Below are 21379 nucleotides of genomic sequence, written 5' to 3'. Positions count from 1 at the left end.
ATAGCGGAGAAATCAGAAAAAAGGACGAATGACAGGCCGCGCATCACGCGCCGCTGCCTTTGGACCAACCGGGCCGGCGGTCTTCGATGAGATCAAGAACCTCTTGCGGCGGAGAAACCGTTTGCGCCGAATAGCTGGTGAAAACCTCAAGCGTGGTGGTGTCACGGGCGACATGGAACCACTTGCCGCAGCCGTTGTTGTGGCGCCAGCGTTCAAAATGCACGCCCTTGGGGTTGGCCCGCATGAACAGATAGTTTTCAAACTCGTCATCCGTCGAACCGGGGCCAAAGCGTTTGAGATGCGCCTCGCCGCCAGCATGGAATTCGGTTTCTTCTGCGGTGACCCCGCAAACGGGACAGGTCAGGATCAGCATAGCGCGGCTCCGGGCTTGAGAATTGGGCGTGAAAGGCCCATCTTGATGGAATGATTGTTTTGTATCTTGTTCTTGGCGCCGTGGCGCTGGCCGGCGTCGGCATCGCGATTTACGAATGGCGCAGCAAGCGAACCTTGCTCAAGCATGATCTGAACAAAGCGCGGCAAGCGGATCCGCACACCGAAAGCCTGCGTGAGCATATCACCGGCGTGATCCGCACGGATACGCATCACCGTTGACCTGATTTTTGCAAAAGCGGCCCCTTGCAGCCGGGCAGCGTGCCGGGCTGGCGCGGGTGTTACTGTCGGGCCGAGCCGAGCGTCAGTTGCTGTCTGACGCTGCCGTGCCTGAGGAGGTGCCGCTGGGCGCAGAGCCGTTGCCGAGCATTGCGATGCCCGCGACAAAGACCCCAAGAACGACAAGCGCGATGATAACTCCGCGTTTGGTTCCGCCGTTGTGAATGGTCTCTCCAGCCATGGTTCAATCTCCTGTGCTGATGCATCAAGGATGCCATCATGCGCATTTAACGCAAGCTTTTGCTGCTTGCCGTTTGATATTTGGCTGGGATTGGCCGACGCGGTTTTGGCGAAAAACGACGCATCGTGAACAGGTTGATCAGCCCCAGCTGCGGGACTGATCCATTTCATAAAACCCTTAAGGAATGACAAATCATTCCGAGGCTGTTGCGGCCCCTTCGACGGCTTCGGCTGCGCCTTGAACGGCGTCGCCTGCCCCTTCGATGGTGATGTTGACGTCATCCGCGCCGCTGCTTTCGCCGCTCGCAAAGACAACATAAGCCAGGACCGCGACGACCACGACGACGGCACCAAGGACAAAGCCCATGCCTGCGCCACCGGTGTTTGTGGTGGTTGTTGTGGTTGTGCGTTCCGAAACGGTGTGATCGGGGTGTGCCATTGTGCGTCTCCTTTTGATCTGGATATCGCAACAACAACGCCCCGCCCTGCGGAAAGGTTCCGCAGCGCCGACATTTGGTCCTGATATGAACAGGATAGGTTCATCAGTGCGCCACGCCCGCTGCAACGCTTTCATCAATGAACCGGCCTTCTTGGAAGCGGTTCAGACCAAAGGCGTCGGTCAGCGGCGAATGGCCCTTGGCCATCAATTCGGCAAAACCCCAGCCAGATCCGGGGATCGCCTTGAACCCGCCGGTGCCCCAGCCGCTGTTGATGAAAATGCCCTCGACGGGCGTTTTGCTGAGGATCGGCGAGCGGTCACCGGTTACATCCACGATGCCGCCCCATTGGCGCAGCATCTTGAGGCGCGACACCATCGGAAAGGTCTCGACCAAGGCCCGCACGGTTTCTTCGATGTGGTGGAAACTGCCGCGCTGGGTGTAATTGTTATAGCCGTCGGTACCGCCACCGATGACCATTTCGCCCTTGTCAGATTGCGACATATACCCGTGCACGGTATTGGCCATCACAACCACGTCCATGCAGGGTTTGATCGGCTCTGACACCAGCGCCTGAAGCGCAACAGATTCGATTGGCAGACGGAAACCGGCCATATCGGCCAGATGGCCCGAATGCCCTGCAACCACCATGCCCAGCTTGTCACAGTCGATATCGCCGCGGTTGGTGCTGACCCCCACAACCTTGCCGTTCTCCTGCCGGATGCCGGTGACTTCGCATTTCTGGATCACGTCCATGCCCATGTCGGAACAGGCCCGTGCATAACCCCAGGCCACCGCATCGTGCCGCGCTGTGCCGCCGCGTGCCTGCCACAGGCCGCCCAGAACCGGATAGCGCGGGCCATCCAGATTGATGATCGGCACCAGTTCCTTGACCTTTTCAGGGCCGATGAATTCGGTGGTCACCCCTTGCAGCATATTGGCATGGGCGGTCCGCTTGTAGCCGCGCACCTCATGTTCGGTTTGCGCCAGCATGATCACGCCGCGCGGTGAGAACATCACGTTGTAGTTCAGATCCTGGCTCATGGTCTCGTAAAGGGACCGGGCCTTTTCGTAGATCGCTGCCGAGGGATCTTGCAGGTAGTTTGACCGGATGATCGTGGTGTTACGGCCGGTATTGCCACCACCCAGCCAGCCTTTTTCCAGGATTGCGACATTGGTGATGCCAAAGTTCTTGCCCAAGTAATAGGCGGTTGCAAGACCATGCCCGCCCGCACCGATTATGATCACATCGTAACGTTTCTTGGGTTGCGCATCGCGCCATGCGCGGTTCCAACCAGTGTGATGGCGCATTGCCTCGCGGGCCACGGCAAAAACGGAGTATTTTTTCATTGCGGTCTTCTCCGACAGGGAACCGGCACCCCTAGATTGGGCCACGGAATAAGATTCGATGCCGTCTAGGACGGCTGTTTCTGTTCTGAAGATATACCCAGAAAAAAGGATACTCACCACGGCATTCCTTGACGGATTTGCGACATGGATGTGGATTGAGAAATCGCGCGGCACTCTGCGTGGGCCGGGAGGGCGAATTGTCCCCTTTTTTCATGCGGTCCCATTGATTAGGTGTGTGAGGCAGAGAATCTAGCAGGGCGACACATGACATTCTGGATCATCACCTTGGCCATGACGGCTGTTGTTTCGCTTTTGTTGATCCGGGCGCTGATCCGAAATGACGGCGGCGACGTCGCAGATGCGGCCAGCTTTGACATGCAGGTGTACCGCGACCAACTGGCCGAGGTGGAGCGGGACGTCGCACGCGGGGTTGTGCCCGCCGAGGACGCGGGCCGCATCAAAACAGAGATTTCACGCCGTATTCTGGCCGCCGACACGGCGCTGCAATCGGGCGCAGCAGCGGGCACGGGGCCAAAACCTGTGGTGATCGCATTGGTGGCGCTGTTGGTGGTTGCAGGCAGTCTGGCGCTGTATTTCCGCATCGGGCAACCGGGCTATGGTGATCTGGCGCTGGCCGACCGGATCGCCTTTGCCGAAGAAATGCGCAAAACCCGCCCCGGCCAGCAAGAGGCGCTGGACCGGATGCCGCCCCTGCCCCCGGCGCAAGATCTCAGCCCGCGTTACGTAGAGCTGATGGAAAAGCTGCGCGAAACCGTGGCGCAGCGGCCTGATGATTTGCAAGGGCAACAATTGCTGGCCCAGAACGAGGCTAGCATTGGCAATTTCGCCGGGGCCGCCGAGGCACAGCGCCGTGTCCTGCAGATAAAGGGCACAGACGCGACCGCCAGCGAGATCACTGATTTTGCCGAACTGATGGTGATGGCGGCGGGGGGATATGTGTCGCCCGAGGCGGAACAGGCGCTCAGCGCTGCACTGGATGCCGATCCCGAAGACGGGCGTGCGCAGTATTACGTCGGGCTGATGATGGTGCAGAATGGCCGTCCCGATATTTCTTTCCGCATCTGGAATGCCTTGTTGCGGCGCGGCCCGGCTGATGCCCCATGGATAGAACCGATCAAGGGCCAGATCATGGAGGTTGCCGCGCTTGCCGGTGAAACCCGCTATAGCCTGCCCGCAATCGGCAACGGTGCGGCCAAAGGCCCCTCCGCCGAAGATATCAAAGCCGCCGGAGAAATGACCGCCGCTGAACGCATGGAGATGATCGGCGGCATGGTGGCGGGTCTGTCCGACAGATTGGCCACCGAAGGCGGGCCGCCCGAAGACTGGGCGCGGCTGATCACATCGCTGGGTGTATTGGGACAAAGCGAACAGGCACTGGCAATCTTCAACAACGCCATGCAGGTCTTTGCCGGCAACCCCGGCGCGTTGGACATCATCCGAAACGCAGGCAGCCAGGCCGGGGTGGCGGAATGATCTACGAAGACATCACCGATTTTGTTGCCGCCCTGCCCCCGATGCAGGCGCTGATCGGTCTTGATCTTGGAGAAAAGACCATCGGCGTTGCGGTCAGTGACAGCTTTCACAGCGTTGCCTCCCCGCTGGAAACGGTTCGGCGCAAGAAATTCGGTCTGGATGCGGCGCGCCTGACCGAGATCATCAACGACCGGCGCATTGGCGGTCTGGTGCTGGGCCTGCCGCGTAATATGGATGGCTCCGAAGGGCCGCGATGCCAATCCACACGCGCCTTTGCCCGCAACTTTGACAAGCTGGCCCCCTTGCCGATCACATTCTGGGATGAGCGTCTGTCCACTGTAGCCGCCGAACGCGCCTTGCTTGAGGCAGATACGACACGCAAACGTCGCGCAGAGGTGATCGACCATGTCGCGGCCGGGTATATTCTTCAGGGGGTGCTGGACCGGATGGCAGTGATACGGCGGCAGGGAGATCAGGAATGACAGACGAGATCTGGAAGCGCGACGAGGTCGAAAGCCCCTGCATCAAGATCTGCGTGGTGCATCCCGAGGCGCGGCTGTGCACCGGTTGTTTGCGATCAATTGATGAGATTGGCCGTTGGTCACGCATGAGCCCCGAAGAGCGGCGCGAGGTCATGGCGGAATTGCCGTCGCGGGCCGGTGCATTTGGCAAACGGCGCGGCGGGCGCGCAGCGCGGATGGCGCGGCGGTAGTCGATTCAGGTAGTTCAGCGCTTGCCAGCGATGTTGAACAGCAGTTCCAAAGCCAGATTTGACGTCACGGCACCCTCATACCCTGTAGGCGCGTGATTGCCATTGGCACCAAATGCCGGAAGCCGGGCAAAACCAAGCGCTTGCTGATGCTTGAACCGTCCCTGAAAGCCAAACGCACGTTTGGTTCTGCGCGGTGTTTGCCGGGCGTAATATGCCAGATTGCCCTGCGGTCCTGTCAGAATGATTTTCATAGCGTTATGCCTCAATAGCATTGTTTCGACACTGGCCATTATCGTTTCCGAAATGGCAACATTGTGGCGACCCCAAGGTGATTGTGGGTAAAAATTCTACTTTGGCGGGTGGAATTATCCTACGAAAGCCAGTCTACGGGTGCAATTTCAGGTCTGAAATAGGCAATCATCCGGCCTTCGGGCGGTGCAATATCCTGCGACCCCCATGGGCCGACACCGTGCAGCAAATGCCGATGCAGCAAGATCGATTGCCCCGGCGCGGCCCGCACCGGCGTGGGGGTGATACTGCCAAAGACCGCGCGGCGGGCCGCATGATAAGCGTCTGTAATATCGACAGTCTTCGGATCGCGTTTGCCGATTTCTGCCCGAAATGCCTGCCCCATGATCTTATGACTTCCGGGCCAGACCATCAGCGGCGCAGCATCGCTTTGGTTCAGGGGCAGACCAAGAATAAACCCGTGCGGTTCCTGCATATACCGGCGGCGATCTGGCCCTATGGCCAACAAGCCATCCACATGCGCGGCAAAGCGGGTCACGCGGTATCGGTGGTTGCCATCACCTTCATCGGCATCCCTTTTGGGATAGCCGGGATAAACAATAGAGAGCTGGGCGCGGTGCCATTCTGCGGGCGGCGCAATATGATCTTGCCATGGACCCGTCAGGGGCACGCCGGAAACCGATCCATCCGGCGCATTGGGCAAGACATCCACCCCGACAAACCATGTCTTGCCATGGCGCAGATTGACCTCCTGCACCTTCGGATCAGCGGCAACCGCCTTGGCCACTTGCCACGCGGCCTGCGCCCAGTTTCGGGTCGCGTCATCCGGTTCAAAGACGGCAAAGCCTTTGCTCCGCAGATCCCTTACCACCCCAGCGCCTTGCGCAACATATTGATGGCCACCAGCACCAGAAACACCGCAAACACCCGTTTGAGCGGTTTTGGGTCCATCGCATGGGCCAGTCTCACCCCCAAGGGTGCGGTGATCAGGGTCATCGCAATGATGATTGCAAAGGCCACCAGATTGACCGCGCCAAGGGTCAGCGGCGGCTTGCCCGACTGCATATCCACGAACAGGAAACCGATCACCGAGGGCACCGCGATCAGCACGCCAAATCCGGCGGCGGTGGCCACAGCGCGGTGGATGGGCGTGTTAAACAGGCTCATCAGCGGCACGCCAAAACTGCCGCCACCAATGCCCATCAGGACCGATAGAAACCCGACACTGGGGGACAGAAACGCCCGCAAACCACCCGTGGGCATCGCTTGCCCCAGCCGCCATTCGGCGCGACCAAAGCCCATGTAGAGGCCCACGATCAAGGCCAGAGCACCAAAGATCGCCTGCAAGGTGCCGGACCTCAGCTGTGCCACCAATAGCATGCCGATGATTGCGCCGATCACAATCCCCGGTGCCCAGCTCCGCAGGATCTGCCAATCCACCGCGCCCTTTTTGTTGTGGCTGTGCACGGACCGTAAGGAAGTAACGATGATCGTCGCCAAAGATGTCGCGAGGCACATTTGCATCAATTGCGGGCCATCATAGCCAAGGGTTTGAAACGCATAGAAAAATGCAGGGACCAAGACGATGCCACCGCCCACGCCGAGCAATCCGGCCAACACCCCGGCAAAGGCGCCGATGGCCATCAACATCAGGGCCATCTGTAACAGCAAAGCGGTCTCCGGCATTTGCACTCTCCCTCAGGGTCTTGGTTTTGCTACACCGCTTCGCGGGTCTGTGCCAGTGTCTCGATCTGCTCCAGCGCTTCGAGCACCAGTGACACATCGGCCCCCGGTTTGCTGACACCTTCGGACAGCGTCCGCCGCCAGATACGTGCGCCGGGACGCCCTGCAAAGAGGCCCAGCATGTGGCGGGTGATCTGATGCAAACGCCCGCCGCTGTCCAGATGCGCCTCGATATAGGGCACCATGGCCCGTACGGCCTCTTCGGGCGTTGTGTCGGCACCATCGCCATAAATCCGCCGATCAGCCTGGCACAGAATATCGGCCGGGCTGTGGTAGGCGCTGCGCCCGATCATCACCCCGTCCAACCCAGCGTCCAGAAACGCCTCCGCCTCCTCAAGCGAAGTGATCCCGCCGTTGACCGAAATATGCAGATTTGGAAACAGCTCTTTCATACGGTGGACCAGCGGATAATCCAGCGGCGGGATGTCGCGGTTTTCCTTGGGTGACAGACCCTGAAGCCAGGCTTTGCGGGCATGGATACTGACGCGGGTACAGCCTGTTGCAATGACCCTTGCAAGAAACTCCGGCAAGATCTCTTCGGGGTCTTGATCGTCCACGCCAATCCGGCATTTCACGGTCACATCCACATCCACCGCCGCCCGCATGGCCGACACACAGCGGGCCACAAGCGCAGGGTTCTCCATCAGCACCGCACCAAAGAGCCCCGATTGTACCCGGTCCGACGGGCAACCCACATTGAGGTTGATCTCGTCATATCCAGCCTCTGCTCCCAGCCGCGCCGCCTCTGCCAGCTCAGCTGGATCCGATCCGCCCAGTTGCAGGGCCACGGGATGTTCAGAGGCGTCAAAGTCCAACAGATGGAGCGCCCCGCCCCGCACCAATGCGGGCGAAGTGACCATTTCGGTGTACAGCAGCGTATTCCGGCTCAGCAATCGGTGCAGGTACCGGCAATGACGGTCGGTCCAATCCATCATCGGTGCGACGGACAGGCGGGCGTGCCAGTCGAGGGTGTTGGACAGATGTTGCATGGGCGCTCTGTGCTTGGGTCGGGTCAGCCCGTGGATTAGAACAAATTGGGCAGGGCAACAATAGAGCCGCCCTGCCGCTGAGAGGTATTGCCCCGCCAAAGCCTCCGCGTCAGACGATCAGCTCACCAGCGAGGGCAGCCACAGGACGATCCCCGGAAAGGCCACCAGCAAGGCGATTGTCACGGCATCGGCGACGAAGAACGGCATCACGCCACGGAACACATCTTGAACCGTCAGATCATCACGCACGCCGGCAACCACGAAACAGTTGAGGCCTATGGGCGGTGTGATCAGGCAGAACTCTGCCATTTTGACCACCAGTATCCCGAACCAGATTGCGCACATCGGACCGGACATGCCAAAGGCACTGTCTGCCGCCGCAACCGCCTCACCGCCGTTCAGGGCCATCACCGCCGGATAGACTACAGGCAATGTCAGCAGCAGCATCCCAATCGCATCCATGAACATGCCCAGTACCGCATAGGCCAAAAGGATACAGACCAAGATCACCAGTGGCGACATTTCCAGCGAGGTGATCCAATCGGCAAAGGCATCGGGCAATTCGGCAAAGCCCAAGAACCGCACATAGATCAGAACGCCCCAGATGATGGTGAAAATCATCACTGTCAGCTTGGCTGTTTCCAGCAGCGCTTCTTTCAGCTGTCCCCAGCGCATGCCCCGATAAAGCGCCATCAGGAAGATGATGAATGCGCCCACTGCGCCGCCTTCGGTGGGGGTGCCCCAAGCATCGCCAAAGGGGTTGTAGACAAAGAAGATGATGATCACGACCACCGCCACAATCGGCAGCGCGGGCGGCAGGGACGCAAAGCGCTCGCGCCAGGTAAAGCCGCTGACCGGCGGTCCGACAGATTTGAAGATGACCGCGATGCCAATGATCAGCATCGCATAGACCACGGCGGAGAACGCACCGGGGATGAACCCGGCCAGCAGCAGTTTGCCCACGTCCTGCTCCACGATGATCGCATAGATCACCAGAATGGCCGATGGCGGGATGAGCGAGGCCAGAGTGCCGCCCGCCGCCACAACGCCAGCGGCGAATTGTTTGTTGTAGCCGATCTTGAGCATTTCCGGGATGGCGATGCGGGCAAAGACTGCCGCCGTGGCCACGGATGCGCCCGACACTGCGGCAAACCCGGCGGTGGCAAATACGGTTGAGACCGCCAGCCCGCCTGGCACCCAGGCAAACCAGCGTTTGCAGGCCTCGAACAGGGCCGTGGTGAGTTTTGCATAATAGGCAAGATAGCCGATCATGATAAACACCGGGATCAGCGACAGCACCTGTGCGCTGACCTTGGAATGGGGTGTCAATCCGGCGATTTTGACGCTGATTTCCAATGCCTTGCCAAACCGATCCGGATCATAATCGAACCCGTTCCAGCGCAGCCAGACCAGCCCGACAAAGCCCGCCATACCGGCGGCAAAGGCCACACGCATGCCCAGCACAACCAAAAGCAGCATCCCGCCCGAGACCCATAGGCCAATTTCAATGGGTTCCATCAGTCGGCCCCTTCCAGCATCTCTGCCTCATGCATGGCCTGTTCTGCCACCGTCAGGTTCAACGGCACCGCCACGGGGTTCTCCAACCCCAGAACGAGGGCACGTCCATAGCCCCACGCCTGCAACAACAATCGCAGGCTGAGCACAAAAAACGCGACCGGGACCACCAGTTTGCTCGGCCAGATCGGGATACCGATATCAATGGAGCTGTCGCGGCTGCACAGGGGGCGCGCGCAGTCAAAGGAACGGTCGAAATGTTCCCAGGCGCCCCATGTCAGGGCCACAATCAGCAAAAGCATCAACAACACCGAGATCAGCTCAAACAGCCATAAAAGCCGCCCCTTGAGCGCCCCGACCAGCATATCCATGCGGATATGGGTGCCGTCGCGCTGTACATAGGACACGCCCATGATCGCAATGATCGGCATTGCCGCTTCGATATAGTCGACATATCCCGCCAAGGGAGAGGCAAAAAACTTGCGGCCCGTGACGGAATAGGCCGCCAGAAACATCAGCGAAAAGATCGCCAATCCACTGAGCAAGGCACAGAACCGTTCGATGGGAAGCAAGGCCCGGTCAAGTTTGCTGAGTATACTGGAATCTTCCAGCACTGCGGCAGATCCAGCCATATGCGTCGTCCTTTTATGGGAGGGCAAGACGGGGTGGACCCCGCCCTACCTATGTAGCTTTGGGGCGGGAATACTCCCGCCCCGAAAGGCTTAGCTGCCTTTGGCCTCGGCCAGTGTTTTCACAACCAGGTCATAAAGCTCCTGACCCGGCAGGCCTTGCGCTTCCATGTCTTTGATCCAAGCATCGCGGATCGGATCGGCCGCCTTGGCGCGGAACTCTGCGATCACCTCAGGGGCGATCTCAACTTTTTGCACGCCTTTTTCGGCCAGCACGCTGTCCCATTTTTCAAGCAATGCGGCGTAGTTGGCCAGATAGTGATCCAGCGCCTCGTCAACCGAGCTGTCCAGCGCCTCGCGCTCTTTGTCAGACAGGGATTCGTAGGCGTCGATGTTCACCACCACAGGGCAGTTCACGGTGCCGGGGTTCAGGTTCGCGGTCCACCAATCGGCCTGGTTGATGGTGCCAAAGCTGAGGTGAGCGTGCTGTGCGAAGGCAACGGTGTCCACCACCCCGGATTCCATCGCTTGATAGGCTTCGGTCGCGGTCACGGATGTCGGCACACCGCCCACTGCTTCAAACGCTTTGCCCAACCCGCCGGTGGCACGCACACGCATGCCCTCGAAGTCGGCCAGTGTGGTGCGCGGATCGCCTGTGCCCACCAGATTGTATTGCGGCATTGGCGAGGTCATCAGCAGCTTGGCATTCCATTGCGCCATCTCATCGGTGGCCGCGGGATGCGCGTAAACCGCCTTGGAGACCGCCACTTCCTGCTCCAGATTTTCAACGCCGAGGAACGGCAGTTCCAGCACGGTCACAACCCGGTTCTTGTCGCGGTGATAGCCGGCACAGAACTGCGCCATCTCGAACGCGCCGATGGAAATCCCGTCAAGGTTCTCGCGGTTCTTGCTCAGCCCGCCATAGCTGACGTTCATGGTGAACTCGCCGCCGGTTTTTTCCGAAACCAGTTCAGCAAGTTTTTCAACATGTTCTGTAAAGGCGCGACGTTTGCCCCAGACCGACACGTTCCATTCGGTCGCGGCCGCTTCGGTGACAAAGGCAAGGCTCAGGGCGCAGGCAGCTGCACCGCTCAAATATTTGGTCATTGATGTCTCTCCCATTAATACGCGCAACACTTTCGTGCGCTTGGGGTCAAGGCTAGCCCGCCAAGACCCGACTGCCAAGCCCGATCGCTGAACAAGATTTGGGCGCCCCACGCCGCACCTTGCATTTGCCCGACAAGCCAAGCGTCGCGCAGCCAATCAGGATCTGCCCGATTGTCTGTAAAATGATGCGCCAAGGCTGCTCGGCGTCACAGTTGCGTGTTCCCTTCCTTTCTCAGCCCGCTATGATCCGCTCAGGAGGGATGCAAAGGGCCATTGGCCCGCACGCATCACAGACGACAGATTGCCAAGGGAGGGGACCATCATGTCCGACGACGCCGCCAAGACCTATCCGCCATCCGCCGAGATGGCCGCAAATGCCCATGTGAATGCAGAGCGGTATGCCCAGATGTATCAGGCATCCATGGATGATCCCGATGGGTTTTGGCGCGAACAAGCGGCCCGTGTGGATTGGATCAAACCTTTCACTCAGGTGCAGGATGTCGATTTCACCTTGGGCAATGTCCATATCAACTGGTACGCCGATGGATCGCTGAATGTTTCGGCCAATTGCATAGACCGGCATCTGGAAACCCGCGGCGACCAAACCGCCATCATCTGGGAGCCGGACAGCCCCGACGAAGACGCCAAACACATCAGCTATCGCGAGCTGCACAGCCAGACCTGCAAGATGGCAAATATCCTGCGCGATATGGGCGTTGGAAAAGGCGACCGGGTAATTATCTACATGCCGATGATCCCCGAGGCGGCCTATGCCATGCTGGCATGTGCGCGGATCGGTGCAATTCATTCTATTGTTTTTGCTGGATTTTCCCCCGATGCACTGGCGGCGCGGGTCAATGGATCAGAGGCAAAGGTGGTCATCACCGCCGATTATGCTCCGCGCGGCGGACGGGCCACCCCGCTCAAGACCAATGCCGATCAGGCGCTGCTGCATTGTCCGGACAGCGTGAAACTTCTGGTGGTCAAGCGCACCGGCGGCCAGACCACATGGGTGGACGGGCGCGATTTTGATTACAACGCCTTGGCAGCAGATGCCGCCGACACCTGTGAGCCCGAAGAGATGAACGCCGAAGATCCGCTGTTTATCCTCTATACCTCCGGCTCTACCGGACAGCCCAAAGGCGTGGTGCACAGCACGGGCGGCTATCTGGTCTATGCGGCGATGACCCATGAGATCACCTTTGATTACCAGGAGGGCGATATTTACTGGTGCACCGCGGACGTTGGTTGGGTCACGGGGCACAGCTATATCGTCTATGGGCCGTTGGCCAATGGCGCGACCACGCTGATGTTTGAAGGGGTGCCAACCTATCCCGATGCCAGCCGGTTCTGGCAGGTTTGCGAAAAGCACAAGGTCAATCAGTTCTACACCGCGCCGACCGCCATTCGGGCGCTGATGGGTCAAGGCAATGATTTTGTTTCCAAATGCGATTTGAGCAGCATCAAGGTGCTGGGCACCGTGGGAGAGCCGATCAACCCCGAGGCATGGAATTGGTACAACGATGTGGTGGGCGGCGGGCGCTGTCCGATTGTCGACACATGGTGGCAGACCGAAACCGGCGGGCATTTGATGACACCGCTGCCCGGCGCCCACGACATGAAACCCGGCGCGGCGATGAAGCCGTTTTTTGGGATCAAACCCGTGGTGTTGGAGCCCACCACCGCCGAGGTGTTAACGGAGAATCCTGTTGAGGGCGTGTTGTGCATCGCCAACAGCTGGCCGGGTCAAATGCGCACCGTTTGGGGCGATCATGAACGGTTCGAAAAAACCTACTTCGCCGATTACCCCGGCTATTACTTCACCGGCGATGGCTGCAAACGCGATGCAGATGGAGATTATTGGATCACCGGCCGTGTCGATGATGTGATCAACGTCTCAGGGCACAGGATGGGCACCGCCGAAGTGGAAAGTGCGCTTGTGGCGCATGCCAAGGTGGCCGAGGCGGCGGTGGTCGGCTATCCGCATGAGATCAAGGGCCAGGGCATTTATTGCTATGTGACCTTGATGGGCGGCGAAGAGCCAAGCGAGGAGCTGCGCCTTGAGTTGCGCAATTGGGTCCGCACGGAAATCGGGCCGATTGCCTCCCCCGATCTGATCCAATGGGCGCCGGGCCTGCCGAAAACAAGATCGGGCAAAATCATGCGGCGGATCCTGCGTAAGATTGCCGAGAATGATTATGGCGCTTTGGGAGACACGTCGACTCTGGCCGACCCGTCGGTGGTGGATGACCTGATCGAGAACCGGATGAACCGCTGATTTTATGGCGGGGGGCCCTGGCCCCCTGCCCCAAGATCACCAGAGCCGGACCCTATTCAACCTCCGCCAGCAGATTGGCGACATGCACCACGTCTTCATGGCTGAGAGGTTTGGAAAGAAAATCGCGCACCGCCTCAAAGCTTGCAGCGCGCGCACGGTCTTCGGGCGCGATGGATGTGGTCAGCATGACAACGCAGACTTTCACAAACCGGGGGCCAAGATCACGGCTCGCCGCCTCCAGAAACTCAAAGCCGTTCATCCGCGGCATATTGATATCCAGAAAAATGACATCGACCTTGGGCCTGTCCTCCCGCGCAAGGTATTCCAGCGCCTCTGCCGCATATGGAAAACCGATCACCTGATCGACCAGCCCGGACCGTTTCAGGATGCGTTCATACATCATTTGGTCAAAGGGTTCGTCGTCAACAATCATTGCACAACCGATGGAGGCCTGGTCTGTCATGATATCTCTCCGCCAGATTTTGCGGGCAGGATCAGTGAAAAACAACTGCCCTCGCCGGGATTGGATGCCACTTCAAGCGTGCCTTGGTGGATCATCGCAATGCGCAGGCACAGCGGTAAACCAATGCCGGTTCCGGCAAAATTTTCGCGGGTGTGCAACCGCTGAAACAGGGCGAAGATGCGCGATTGATCCGCCTCAGGTATGCCAATGCCATTGTCGGTGAACCGAATAGTAACCTTGCCATTCGCCGGATCTGTTTCTGCATCCAAACGCACCACCGGCGCGACACCATCGCGGTGAAACTTGATCGCGTTGTTGATCAAGTTTTGAAACAAGATGTTCATCTGGGTGGCGGCCCCATCAACCCAAGGCAGCGGGCCGATTTGCACCTCACCGTTTGCGCCGCGAATATCGGCCTGCAACGCGGCCACGGCATCGGCTGCGACCTTTGACAGATCAAGCGGTTCAAGCTTGGGCTCAAAGCCGATGACACTGGTGTAATCAAGAATATCATCGATTTGGGTCTGCATCCTCGTGACAGTTTTTTGGGCCATATCCAGAATGGATTGTGCCTCGGACCGCTCTGAGCCAAGGCCAAGATGCTCCAACTCGTCCAAAAGCAGCTTGAGCGTATTTGCGGGGGCTTTCATGTCGTGCGACACGGAATAGGCAAAGGATTTCAGCTCAGAATTGGCCAGTTCTGCCGCCCGCCAGCCATTGCGGGCGTTTTCTTCCGACTTCTTGACAGCGGTCAAATCTGTATGTGCGCCCAGCATTCGAATGGGTTTGCCTGTCTCATCACGGATCGCAAGGCCGCGGCAGCGCACCCAAACCACCGATCCATCCGCATGGCGGTATCGCACCACCTGATCGTATGGGCATTCGGGATCTGCACAATGGGCCTCAAAATTCTTGAGCGCCAAGGCCAGATCTTCGGGAAAGATGATGTCCTGCCATTCATCCGGGCAATGGGTTTTGGTTGCTGGGTCAATGCCGAACAGTTCCCATAACTCGGGGCTCATCCATTCGTTTGCCGGATCTTCGAGATCCCAATACCAGATTCCGTCAAGCGAACCTTGCTGAATAAAATTCCAGGTGCTTTCGTCCGATTGGATCAGATCGGTCAATTCCGCTTTGAGATAATTGTTGTCTTTCACACCTGCTCCGGAATGTCTGTTAGTGTGCTGGTTTGCGGGTGGAACGATCGCTAAAGTGCAATTCTTGAGAAGAGGTTAATTTTCGAATTTTGCCGCCCACAGCGCCGCAAAACACCAAATTCAAACTCACCTGGGCGAAGAATTCTTGGAAATGCCGCATTTTGACCCTGCGCAATGCGCATTCGCGCCCTAGATAGAAGGTCTGAGAAACCGATCCAGAACAGAAAAGGCGCAACCACACATGGCGCGTTATGGACAATTACAGGCAGCCGTGGCACCGCTTGGCGCGATGGATGACGATGTGATCACTTTTGCCCCGCAGTCTGACGATGGCGCGGCCCTGCGCCATGCCTTTGGTCGATTTGGTACCGGTGTGACCGTGGTCACTGTGGATACCCCGATGGGGCCCATTGGCATGACGGCCAACAGTTTCTCGTCGATCTCTTTGGACCCGCCTTTGGTGCTTTGGTCCCCTGCTTTACGCTCGCAGCGTCATGACGCTTTCGTGCAGGCCTCGCATTTCTGCATTCACGTATTGGGCGACAACCAGCAGCCCCTTGCAGACCATTTTGCCCGTAACGGCGATGGGTTTGACCGCTTTGACTGGACCGCTGGTGATCAGGGCACACCGCATCTGGCGGGCTGTCTGGCCGCGTTCCAGTGCGAGACTTTTGCGGTGCATCCGGCTGGCGATCATTCGATCGTTCTGGGCAAAGTGACCGAAGTCACAGAACGACGCGGCAAAGGCGCCGGGTTGATGTTTGATCAGGGCCGGTTCGGGCGTTTTCAGCCCAACAGCTAACCCTCAATAGTCTTTCTCAAAGAAGATCCCCAGACCACTGTTCCCGTCTGAGCCAAGCGTGCCCTTGGCCTTGAGATTTGGCGTAAGATCAAGGTTCAGGGACACCTCACCAGTGCCGTCTGAGGCGGCGGTTATATCGGTATAGATGTTCTCGGATATATATTTGCCCGCCCGCACGGCGGTGGCGCCATTGCTGTTTGTGGTGACATCAAAATCATCCAGACCGAAACCGTCCCGCAGGTTTGAGATCACCCCGCCGCCGCCACGGCCAGCCAAGGTGGCCACGGCCCCCGCCAATTGCAGCGCCTGGAAGGCGGAGATGTCCGATAGGTTGCGGTCAAACAAAAGCTGCGCAAGCACTTCGTCTTGCGGAGCATCAGGTGTGGATTCGAACGACACCCTGGGATCATCGGCGGGGCCCTCCACGATCACCCGTGCCTCACCCATCTTGGTATCGGTCGAGGAGACAAAGCGGATGAAAGGGATCAGATCCCCAAGGAAAGAGATCGATCCCTCGACCAGATTGAACCTCTTGCCCAGAATATCGAGCCGTCCCCGGACCAGATCAAACGCACCGGTAGAGATCACCCGGTTGGTGCTGCCTGTCACCTTGAGACTGCCGCCGAGTTCGGCGTCCAGTCCGCGACCGCGCACAAAGATGCGGCGCGGTGCGTTCACCTGAATGTCCAGAGCAAACCCCGGCCCGCCACCGCGCGCCGCTGGATCTGTGCCCGCGCCTGCACCGTTCAAACCGGCCTTTCTGCGGGTGGACAGAACCGGCCGGGTTGCGCCGATGTGGGTGATCTGCGGAATGTCACCAATGCTTGTCATGCCGGTCGAGGGCACGCTCACATTGGTTTCGCCCACGTCGATCTGCCCGCTGATCCTTGCACCGCCCGTCAATGGTCCGGCAAGGCGCAGCGCCCCGCGCAGCGAGGTTTGGTAAAGCTGGGGATCAATCAGCACCAGATCGCGCAGTACAATGCTCAGATCGGCAGGCAAGGCGGGCGTCAGGGTCACAGCCCCTTCTGCCTGCAGAGAGCCGCCATTGACCGCTTGCCCCTGCACATCAATCACCGCGCGGTTGCCGCCCAGTTGGACCTTTGCCGCGATATTGTTCAACGCGACTCGCAGATTGGGCGCGGTAAAGGAGGCATTGTTCGTGACCACCGTCCCGCTGAGCGAGGACAGCGCGGCCGGGCCGTTGATTGCCAGATCAAAGCGGGCCTGCCCCTGCAAATTGCGCGGCGCCAGAAACGGGCGGCTCAGGCCAAGGGGCGCATCCCCGCGCAGCGTTGCGTTGATCGTGCCGTCTGTGTTGATCAGCCCCGCAAATGTGGCCTGCGTGCCGGACGGACCATTTGCATCGGTATCGACACGCCAGCCGTTCCCTTCTTTGCGGGCGTTGCCTGTGAGGTTGAGCGGTCCGTTCACCTTGTCCACCACAGCCCCGATGTTTGGCATCGCCAGCGTAAAGTTCACTGCCGCATTCGGGCCTGTTACCACACCCTGAACAGAGGCGCGGGTGGCATAAGGTCCGGTGGCATTCGTATCCACGGCGATCCCCTCCGGGGTTTGCCGCAAGACCCCTTTGGCCGCCAGGGGACCGGAAACACCGGGGGCGAGCGGGCGTACATCGGGCAGCGAGACATCAAAGGTCAGTGACATGTCCGGCCCTGTGGCAAGCCCTTCGACCAACGCCTTAGCGCCAAAGGGGCCGCTGGCCGCCGTGTCGATGAAAAAGCCTTTGTCGGTTTGTTTGACCGTGCCGGTTGCCTTGAGTGGTCCCCTAAGCTGTTCGGCCAGCGGGCGCACCTCCGGCACATCCAGATCGAAGCGGATATCCACCGCAGGCGTCACCGCGCCGTTCACTGTGGCCACAGCGCGGTAAGGCCCGTCGGTCTGCGCCTCGATGCGCCAGCCGCTTGCGTCTTGGGTAGCGACCACTGCCGCCTGCACCGGTCCGCTGTATTGCGGCAGGACCGTCCCGATATTCTTGAGCGTTGCGTTCAGCTCAGCGCGGCTGCCTTCGCTGCGCAATTCGGCATCACCGCTGAGGTTCAGCGCCGCGTTCCGCAAGGAAAGATCGCGCAGGAAGGTACCATCGGGAGTGCGTTTGGCCAAAACATCCAGAACCGTGCGCCCGCGCAGCAGGGCATCCGCCTGCGGCACTCCGAGGGCGAGATCCTGGGTCGTGCCCTTGATTTGCACATCGAATTCCCCGCTCAGCGGCGTCACCTCACCGGCCACGGCCAAATCGCTGCGCCCGTCCAGTTCCTGCCCCGCCAGAGCCGAGAACCGGCTCAGGTCATCGGCCTTGAGCAGCAGATCCAACTGGGTGGCAAAGCCCTCGGCAAGCCCCTGAACCACAGCCATGCCTGACAGCCCGTAGTCCGTTCCGGTCAGCGTCAGACCGTCGATTCTGGTGGGCTGGCCCTCGCTATAAGAGACCGCCGCCGCGCCCGTAATCCGCTCACCCAGCGCCTCAGACAGAGCCGGATCAGAAAGCGCGATGCCCGTCGCCTCAAGCGTCACATCACCGTCAAAGGCCCGCAGATTGCCCTGCGCCGATTGCAATGTCCCGTCCAGCGCGACCCGGCTTTGCCGTACCGCAGTGCCGCCGGCGACCAAGCCTGCCGTATCAAACACCGCTTTGACAGCTTCGCCCCTGGATGCGTCATAGACGATTTTCAGGTCCGTCTTTTCCACGCTCAAACCCGCGCCACCTGCGGGCAAAACCACAGGCGTGCCGTCAGGGCTGGCGATCTGGCCGTCGATGTCGATGAGCACAGGCCAGCTTTCCGCATTCAGCGCCAACTTGCCCTGTACCTGCGCCGATTGCGCCTTGAGGGCGAAGGCATCCACTGCCAATGCGCCGTTGGCCTCCTGCACCGCATCAAGAGTCAGGCGCACGTCATCGCCAAAAAAGGCGCGATATCGCGGGGCGAGCAAGGCGGTGATGTCGCCTCCGATGTCCGCCTGAATGCGCCGGTCCGGCGTGTCGCTGGCGCGGCGCGGGGCCTGCGCGCCAATGGTGATCTCGCCAGACAGCCGTTCCTGCCCTTCTGTCGCAACCACAACGTCAGTGGCAAAATCATCCAGCGGGCCTTTGCCTGCCACTTGCAGATCCACCGAAGGTTGCCCCGGCAGGTTCAAGAGCCTGGCTGCGATGCCATTCTCGCCTTCGCTGAGTTTGACCAGCAGATCCAATATGTTGTCACTGCGGGAAAAACTGGCCCGGATCGCAAAGCTGCCGCGTTTGGCGTCTGTGCGATCTGCGGTCACATCCACATCCGCCACCGTATCAGTCAGCCGCGCCGACGCCCGCACCGAAAGCTGCGCCGCCTCGCCCAGCAATGGCGCGCCCAGATTGATCTGCCGCACAGCGAATTCGGCCAATTCCACCGAGACCGGCAATTCCGGCAGGCTGAACGGGGTGGCCTCTGCCTGCGGCAATGCGTTTTCATCGGGCAAAGGCAGGCGCGGAATGTCCAGTGTTTGGGCGGTAAGCTTTTCCACCTCAAGACGTCCGCGCAGCAAGGCCGACCGGTTCCAGACCAGTTCAACCCCATCAAGGGTCAGCCAGACGCCATCCCTGTCGGCGATGGTCATCCGGTCAAAGGACGCAGAGGAGCTCAGCGCGCCTTTGAACCCATCAATACTGACATCGCGCCCCGCCCCGCTGAGGGCGTCTTGGATGCTGCGGGTCAAGAAGCCTTTGTCATCCTCTTGGGCCAAGGCCGCTGTCAGCCCCAAAGCCCAGAACACAATAACGAGGAGGAAACGAAAACAACCCATCAAAACGACTGCCCGATACCGATATAAACTTGCACATTCTCGCCCGTGTCGGGGCCGGAGGTCGGCACCGCCACGTCAAAGCGGATCGGCCCGATGCCTGTGGCATAGCGCAGGCCAAGCCCGGCGCCGGAATGCCATTCGCCCGAGCCGTCAATAAATTCTTCCGCGCCGATATAGCCGGCATCGGCAAAGCCGACCAAACCGATACGGTCTGTGAGGGACATCCGCGCCTCTGCCGACAGGCCGACAAAGCTGCGCCCGCCAACCACGTTGCCGCCGCCCAGATCAACGCCAAGTGCCTGATAGGGTTGTCCGCGCACTGTCCCGCCCCCGCCGGAATAAAACAGGTAATCCGCCGGCGCCGTGCTCAGATCCGGGCCATAGACCGATCCGAACTGTCCGCGAAACGCCAAAGTGACCGGACGGGCGCTGCCAAAAGTGCGATAGGCACGGGCGTCCACATAGGTGCGCAAACCGTTGTCAGACCCGCTGAGCGCGACAAAGGGGGTCACGGCAGCCTTGAGGTAATAGCCTGATTTGGCGTCCAGCCGGTCATCGCGATAGTCAAACTCCGCCGACAATGGCAGGGTCAGCAACGTATACCGGTTCGTACCAAAGGCATCGCGGGTCTCGGCCCGGCGCAAACCAAGGCCCAGCGTATAGGTACGCTGTTCATTGGCATAGCGTTTGATCCCTGCCTCCAGATCCAATTGGCGCGAGAAGAAATTGACCTCGTCCAACTGCGCAAGGCTGGCCAGCGCATAGAAATCCGTATCCGCGTTAAAGGTCGCCGGGCGATCAAAACGCGCGGACAAACGGTAATCCTCGCCGCCTGAATTGCCGCCGATGCCCTTGACCTCACCCTCCAGCCGCAGGCTTTCCGCCCCGCCCAGCAGGTTGCGATGCAGCCAGAATCCGCTCAGCGTCAGACCTTCCAGCGAGGACAGCTCTGCACCAAAACCGAACCGACGCTTGGGCGCTTCGGTGATTTGGGCGGTGATGGGCAATGTATCGCCTGGCCCGATCATGTCGGCCTCGATCAAGGCGGCAGAACTGAACGCACCCGTGCGGCGCAGACGGCGCTGGGATAATTTCAGATCATCCGGCGAAAACACCTTGCCCACTGGCAGATCGGCGATCTGGCGAATGCGTTTGGTGCGCACATCCTTGTTGCCCTTCACCTGCAACGGACCGAAGCGCAGCTTGGGTCCGGGGGCGAGGCGCAGTCTGGCGTTGATGGTCTTGTCAGGATGCCGTGCCGTCAGTTGTTGATCCGCCAGCGCGGCCTTGGCATGGCCCTGCGCCCGCCATCCGTCGATGCCATCCGACACGGTCTCTTTCAAAACCCCCAGACCTGCCACTTGCCCCTTCGCAAACCTTTCGGGAAGCTCTGTGCCGGGGGCCAGCGGCGCGATTTCCACACCGCCAAAGCGGAACAGGGGGCCAGGCGTGACCGAGATCACCGCGCGGTCGATGCGGCGCGGCGGTCTGACGGGAGGGATATTGGCCGCATCCGTGCCATCCAGCGTGATCTTGATTACGGGGCCAAAATACCCGTTGTCATAAAGCACCGCCAGAAGACGACCATAATCGGCCTGCGCTGCCGCGACGGTTTCCTGCGTGGTGGGCTGTGTGTCGGATTGCCCTTGCTCAACCAACAGCGAGCCGCCCAGAAGTGTTTGATAAAGATCGCTGCCTTCAGGCACGCCAGTGATGCGGACATCCGCTGCCTCAGCCGCAAAAGCCATACCAATAGACACGGCTGCGCTCAGCACAGCCAACCGCCCGGCCTGAAAACCCATAGACA

The 21379-nt window shown here is 59.8% G+C and carries 21 protein-coding genes; 6 read left to right on the top strand and 15 right to left on the bottom strand.

Annotated features, from left to right (window positions below; genetic code table 11):
- Positions 1-43 precede the first annotated feature (43 nt).
- The gene (locus tag JNX03_RS01845) at positions 44-373 is read right to left on the bottom strand and encodes a sarcosine oxidase subunit delta (RefSeq protein WP_203210772.1); all 330 of its coding nucleotides are present in this window, start codon (positions 371-373) and stop codon (positions 44-46) included.
- A gap of 50 nt (positions 374-423) precedes the next feature.
- On the opposite strand from JNX03_RS01845, the gene JNX03_RS01840 reads away from it, so the two are divergent.
- Positions 424-612, top strand: a complete 189-nt coding sequence (locus JNX03_RS01840) for a hypothetical protein (RefSeq protein WP_203210771.1) — start codon at positions 424-426, stop codon at positions 610-612.
- An 82-nt stretch (positions 613-694) separates the two neighbouring features.
- Here the strand turns inward: JNX03_RS01840 and JNX03_RS01835 are convergent, their stop codons facing one another.
- The 3 genes from JNX03_RS01835 to JNX03_RS01825 all read right to left on the bottom strand — a co-directional run bounded on the left by JNX03_RS01835 (position 695) and on the right by JNX03_RS01825 (position 2636).
- Entirely contained in the window at positions 695-850 is a 156-nt protein-coding gene (locus JNX03_RS01835; RefSeq protein WP_156026898.1) for a hypothetical protein, read from the bottom strand.
- Between the two features lie 192 nt (positions 851-1042).
- Entirely contained in the window at positions 1043-1288 is a 246-nt protein-coding gene (locus tag JNX03_RS01830; RefSeq protein WP_203210770.1) for a hypothetical protein, read from the bottom strand.
- A 103-nt stretch (positions 1289-1391) separates the two neighbouring features.
- The gene (locus tag JNX03_RS01825; RefSeq protein ID WP_203210769.1) at positions 1392-2636 is read right to left on the bottom strand and encodes a sarcosine oxidase subunit beta family protein; all 1245 of its coding nucleotides are present in this window, start codon (positions 2634-2636) and stop codon (positions 1392-1394) included.
- A gap of 264 nt (positions 2637-2900) precedes the next feature.
- Between JNX03_RS01825 and ccmI the strand changes: the two genes are divergently transcribed.
- The 3 genes from ccmI to JNX03_RS01810 are packed head-to-tail and all read left to right on the top strand — an operon-like array spanning position 2901 to position 4842.
- Positions 2901-4130: a c-type cytochrome biogenesis protein CcmI gene (ccmI, locus tag JNX03_RS01820; protein ID WP_203210768.1), complete on the top strand. Its 1230-nt coding sequence runs from the start codon at positions 2901-2903 to the stop codon at positions 4128-4130.
- Positions 4127-4612, top strand: coding sequence for a Holliday junction resolvase RuvX (gene ruvX, locus JNX03_RS01815; protein ID WP_203210767.1), 486 nt, complete (start codon positions 4127-4129; stop codon positions 4610-4612). Before ccmI ends, ruvX begins: the two co-directional genes overlap by 4 nt.
- Positions 4609-4842 (top strand): DUF1289 domain-containing protein, encoded by a 234-nt coding sequence (locus JNX03_RS01810; protein ID WP_025048683.1) that lies wholly within the window; start codon positions 4609-4611, stop codon positions 4840-4842. Before ruvX ends, JNX03_RS01810 begins: the two co-directional genes overlap by 4 nt.
- Before the next feature lie 14 nt (positions 4843-4856).
- Here the strand turns inward: JNX03_RS01810 and JNX03_RS01805 are convergent, their stop codons facing one another.
- From JNX03_RS01805 to JNX03_RS01775, 7 genes are all read right to left on the bottom strand, one after another.
- Positions 4857-5093, bottom strand: a complete 237-nt coding sequence (locus tag JNX03_RS01805) for a hypothetical protein (protein ID WP_203210766.1) — start codon at positions 5091-5093, stop codon at positions 4857-4859.
- A gap of 119 nt (positions 5094-5212) precedes the next feature.
- Positions 5213-5962 (bottom strand): hypothetical protein, encoded by a 750-nt coding sequence (locus tag JNX03_RS01800; protein ID WP_231024121.1) that lies wholly within the window; start codon positions 5960-5962, stop codon positions 5213-5215.
- Positions 5956-6777 (bottom strand): sulfite exporter TauE/SafE family protein, encoded by an 822-nt coding sequence (locus tag JNX03_RS01795; RefSeq protein ID WP_203210765.1) that lies wholly within the window; start codon positions 6775-6777, stop codon positions 5956-5958. Before JNX03_RS01795 ends, JNX03_RS01800 begins: the two co-directional genes overlap by 7 nt.
- A gap of 29 nt (positions 6778-6806) precedes the next feature.
- The gene (gene dusA / locus JNX03_RS01790) at positions 6807-7823 is read right to left on the bottom strand and encodes a tRNA dihydrouridine(20/20a) synthase DusA (RefSeq protein ID WP_203210764.1); all 1017 of its coding nucleotides are present in this window, start codon (positions 7821-7823) and stop codon (positions 6807-6809) included.
- A gap of 117 nt (positions 7824-7940) precedes the next feature.
- Positions 7941-9341 carry a TRAP transporter large permease gene (locus JNX03_RS01785; protein WP_203210763.1) on the bottom strand — a complete coding sequence of 467 codons (1401 nt, stop codon included), beginning with the start codon at positions 9339-9341 and terminating at the stop codon, positions 7941-7943.
- Complete coding sequence (locus JNX03_RS01780) at positions 9341-9970, bottom strand: TRAP transporter small permease subunit (RefSeq protein WP_203210762.1); 630 nt, start codon at positions 9968-9970, stop codon at positions 9341-9343. The genes JNX03_RS01785 and JNX03_RS01780 overlap by 1 nt, the downstream gene beginning before the upstream one ends.
- A 90-nt stretch (positions 9971-10060) precedes the next feature.
- Entirely contained in the window at positions 10061-11074 is a 1014-nt protein-coding gene (locus JNX03_RS01775; protein WP_203210761.1) for a C4-dicarboxylate TRAP transporter substrate-binding protein, read from the bottom strand.
- Between the two features lie 322 nt (positions 11075-11396).
- On the opposite strand from JNX03_RS01775, the gene acs reads away from it, so the two are divergent.
- Entirely contained in the window at positions 11397-13352 is a 1956-nt protein-coding gene (gene acs / locus JNX03_RS01770; protein ID WP_203210760.1) for an acetate--CoA ligase, read from the top strand.
- 52 nt (positions 13353-13404) lie between these two features.
- Here acs and JNX03_RS01765 read toward each other — a convergent pair whose 3' ends face one another.
- Positions 13405-13815 carry a response regulator gene (locus JNX03_RS01765; protein ID WP_231024120.1) on the bottom strand — a complete coding sequence of 137 codons (411 nt, stop codon included), beginning with the start codon at positions 13813-13815 and terminating at the stop codon, positions 13405-13407.
- The gene (locus tag JNX03_RS01760) at positions 13812-14972 is read right to left on the bottom strand and encodes a sensor histidine kinase (RefSeq protein ID WP_203210759.1); all 1161 of its coding nucleotides are present in this window, start codon (positions 14970-14972) and stop codon (positions 13812-13814) included. Before JNX03_RS01760 ends, JNX03_RS01765 begins: the two co-directional genes overlap by 4 nt.
- A gap of 241 nt (positions 14973-15213) precedes the next feature.
- Here JNX03_RS01760 and JNX03_RS01755 point away from each other — a divergent pair, with 241 nt between their 5' ends.
- Complete coding sequence (locus JNX03_RS01755) at positions 15214-15774, top strand: flavin reductase family protein (RefSeq protein WP_331000441.1); 561 nt, start codon at positions 15214-15216, stop codon at positions 15772-15774.
- A 3-nt stretch (positions 15775-15777) separates the two neighbouring features.
- On the opposite strand, the gene JNX03_RS01750 is transcribed toward JNX03_RS01755, so the two are convergent.
- Positions 15778-19572 (bottom strand): translocation/assembly module TamB domain-containing protein, encoded by a 3795-nt coding sequence (locus JNX03_RS01750; RefSeq protein WP_203210758.1) that lies wholly within the window; start codon positions 19570-19572, stop codon positions 15778-15780.
- Positions 19572-21320 carry an autotransporter assembly complex protein TamA gene (locus JNX03_RS01745; protein ID WP_419584928.1) on the bottom strand — a complete coding sequence of 583 codons (1749 nt, stop codon included), beginning with the start codon at positions 21318-21320 and terminating at the stop codon, positions 19572-19574. The genes JNX03_RS01750 and JNX03_RS01745 overlap by 1 nt, the downstream gene beginning before the upstream one ends.
- Positions 21321-21379 lie beyond the last annotated feature (59 nt).

It is taken from the genome of Sulfitobacter mediterraneus (genome assembly GCF_016801775.1).
Lineage (GTDB): Bacteria > Pseudomonadota > Alphaproteobacteria > Rhodobacterales > Rhodobacteraceae > Sulfitobacter > Sulfitobacter mediterraneus_A.
Note: the sequence above shows the minus strand (reverse complement) of the source record. Positions and strands in the feature narration are given on the sequence as shown.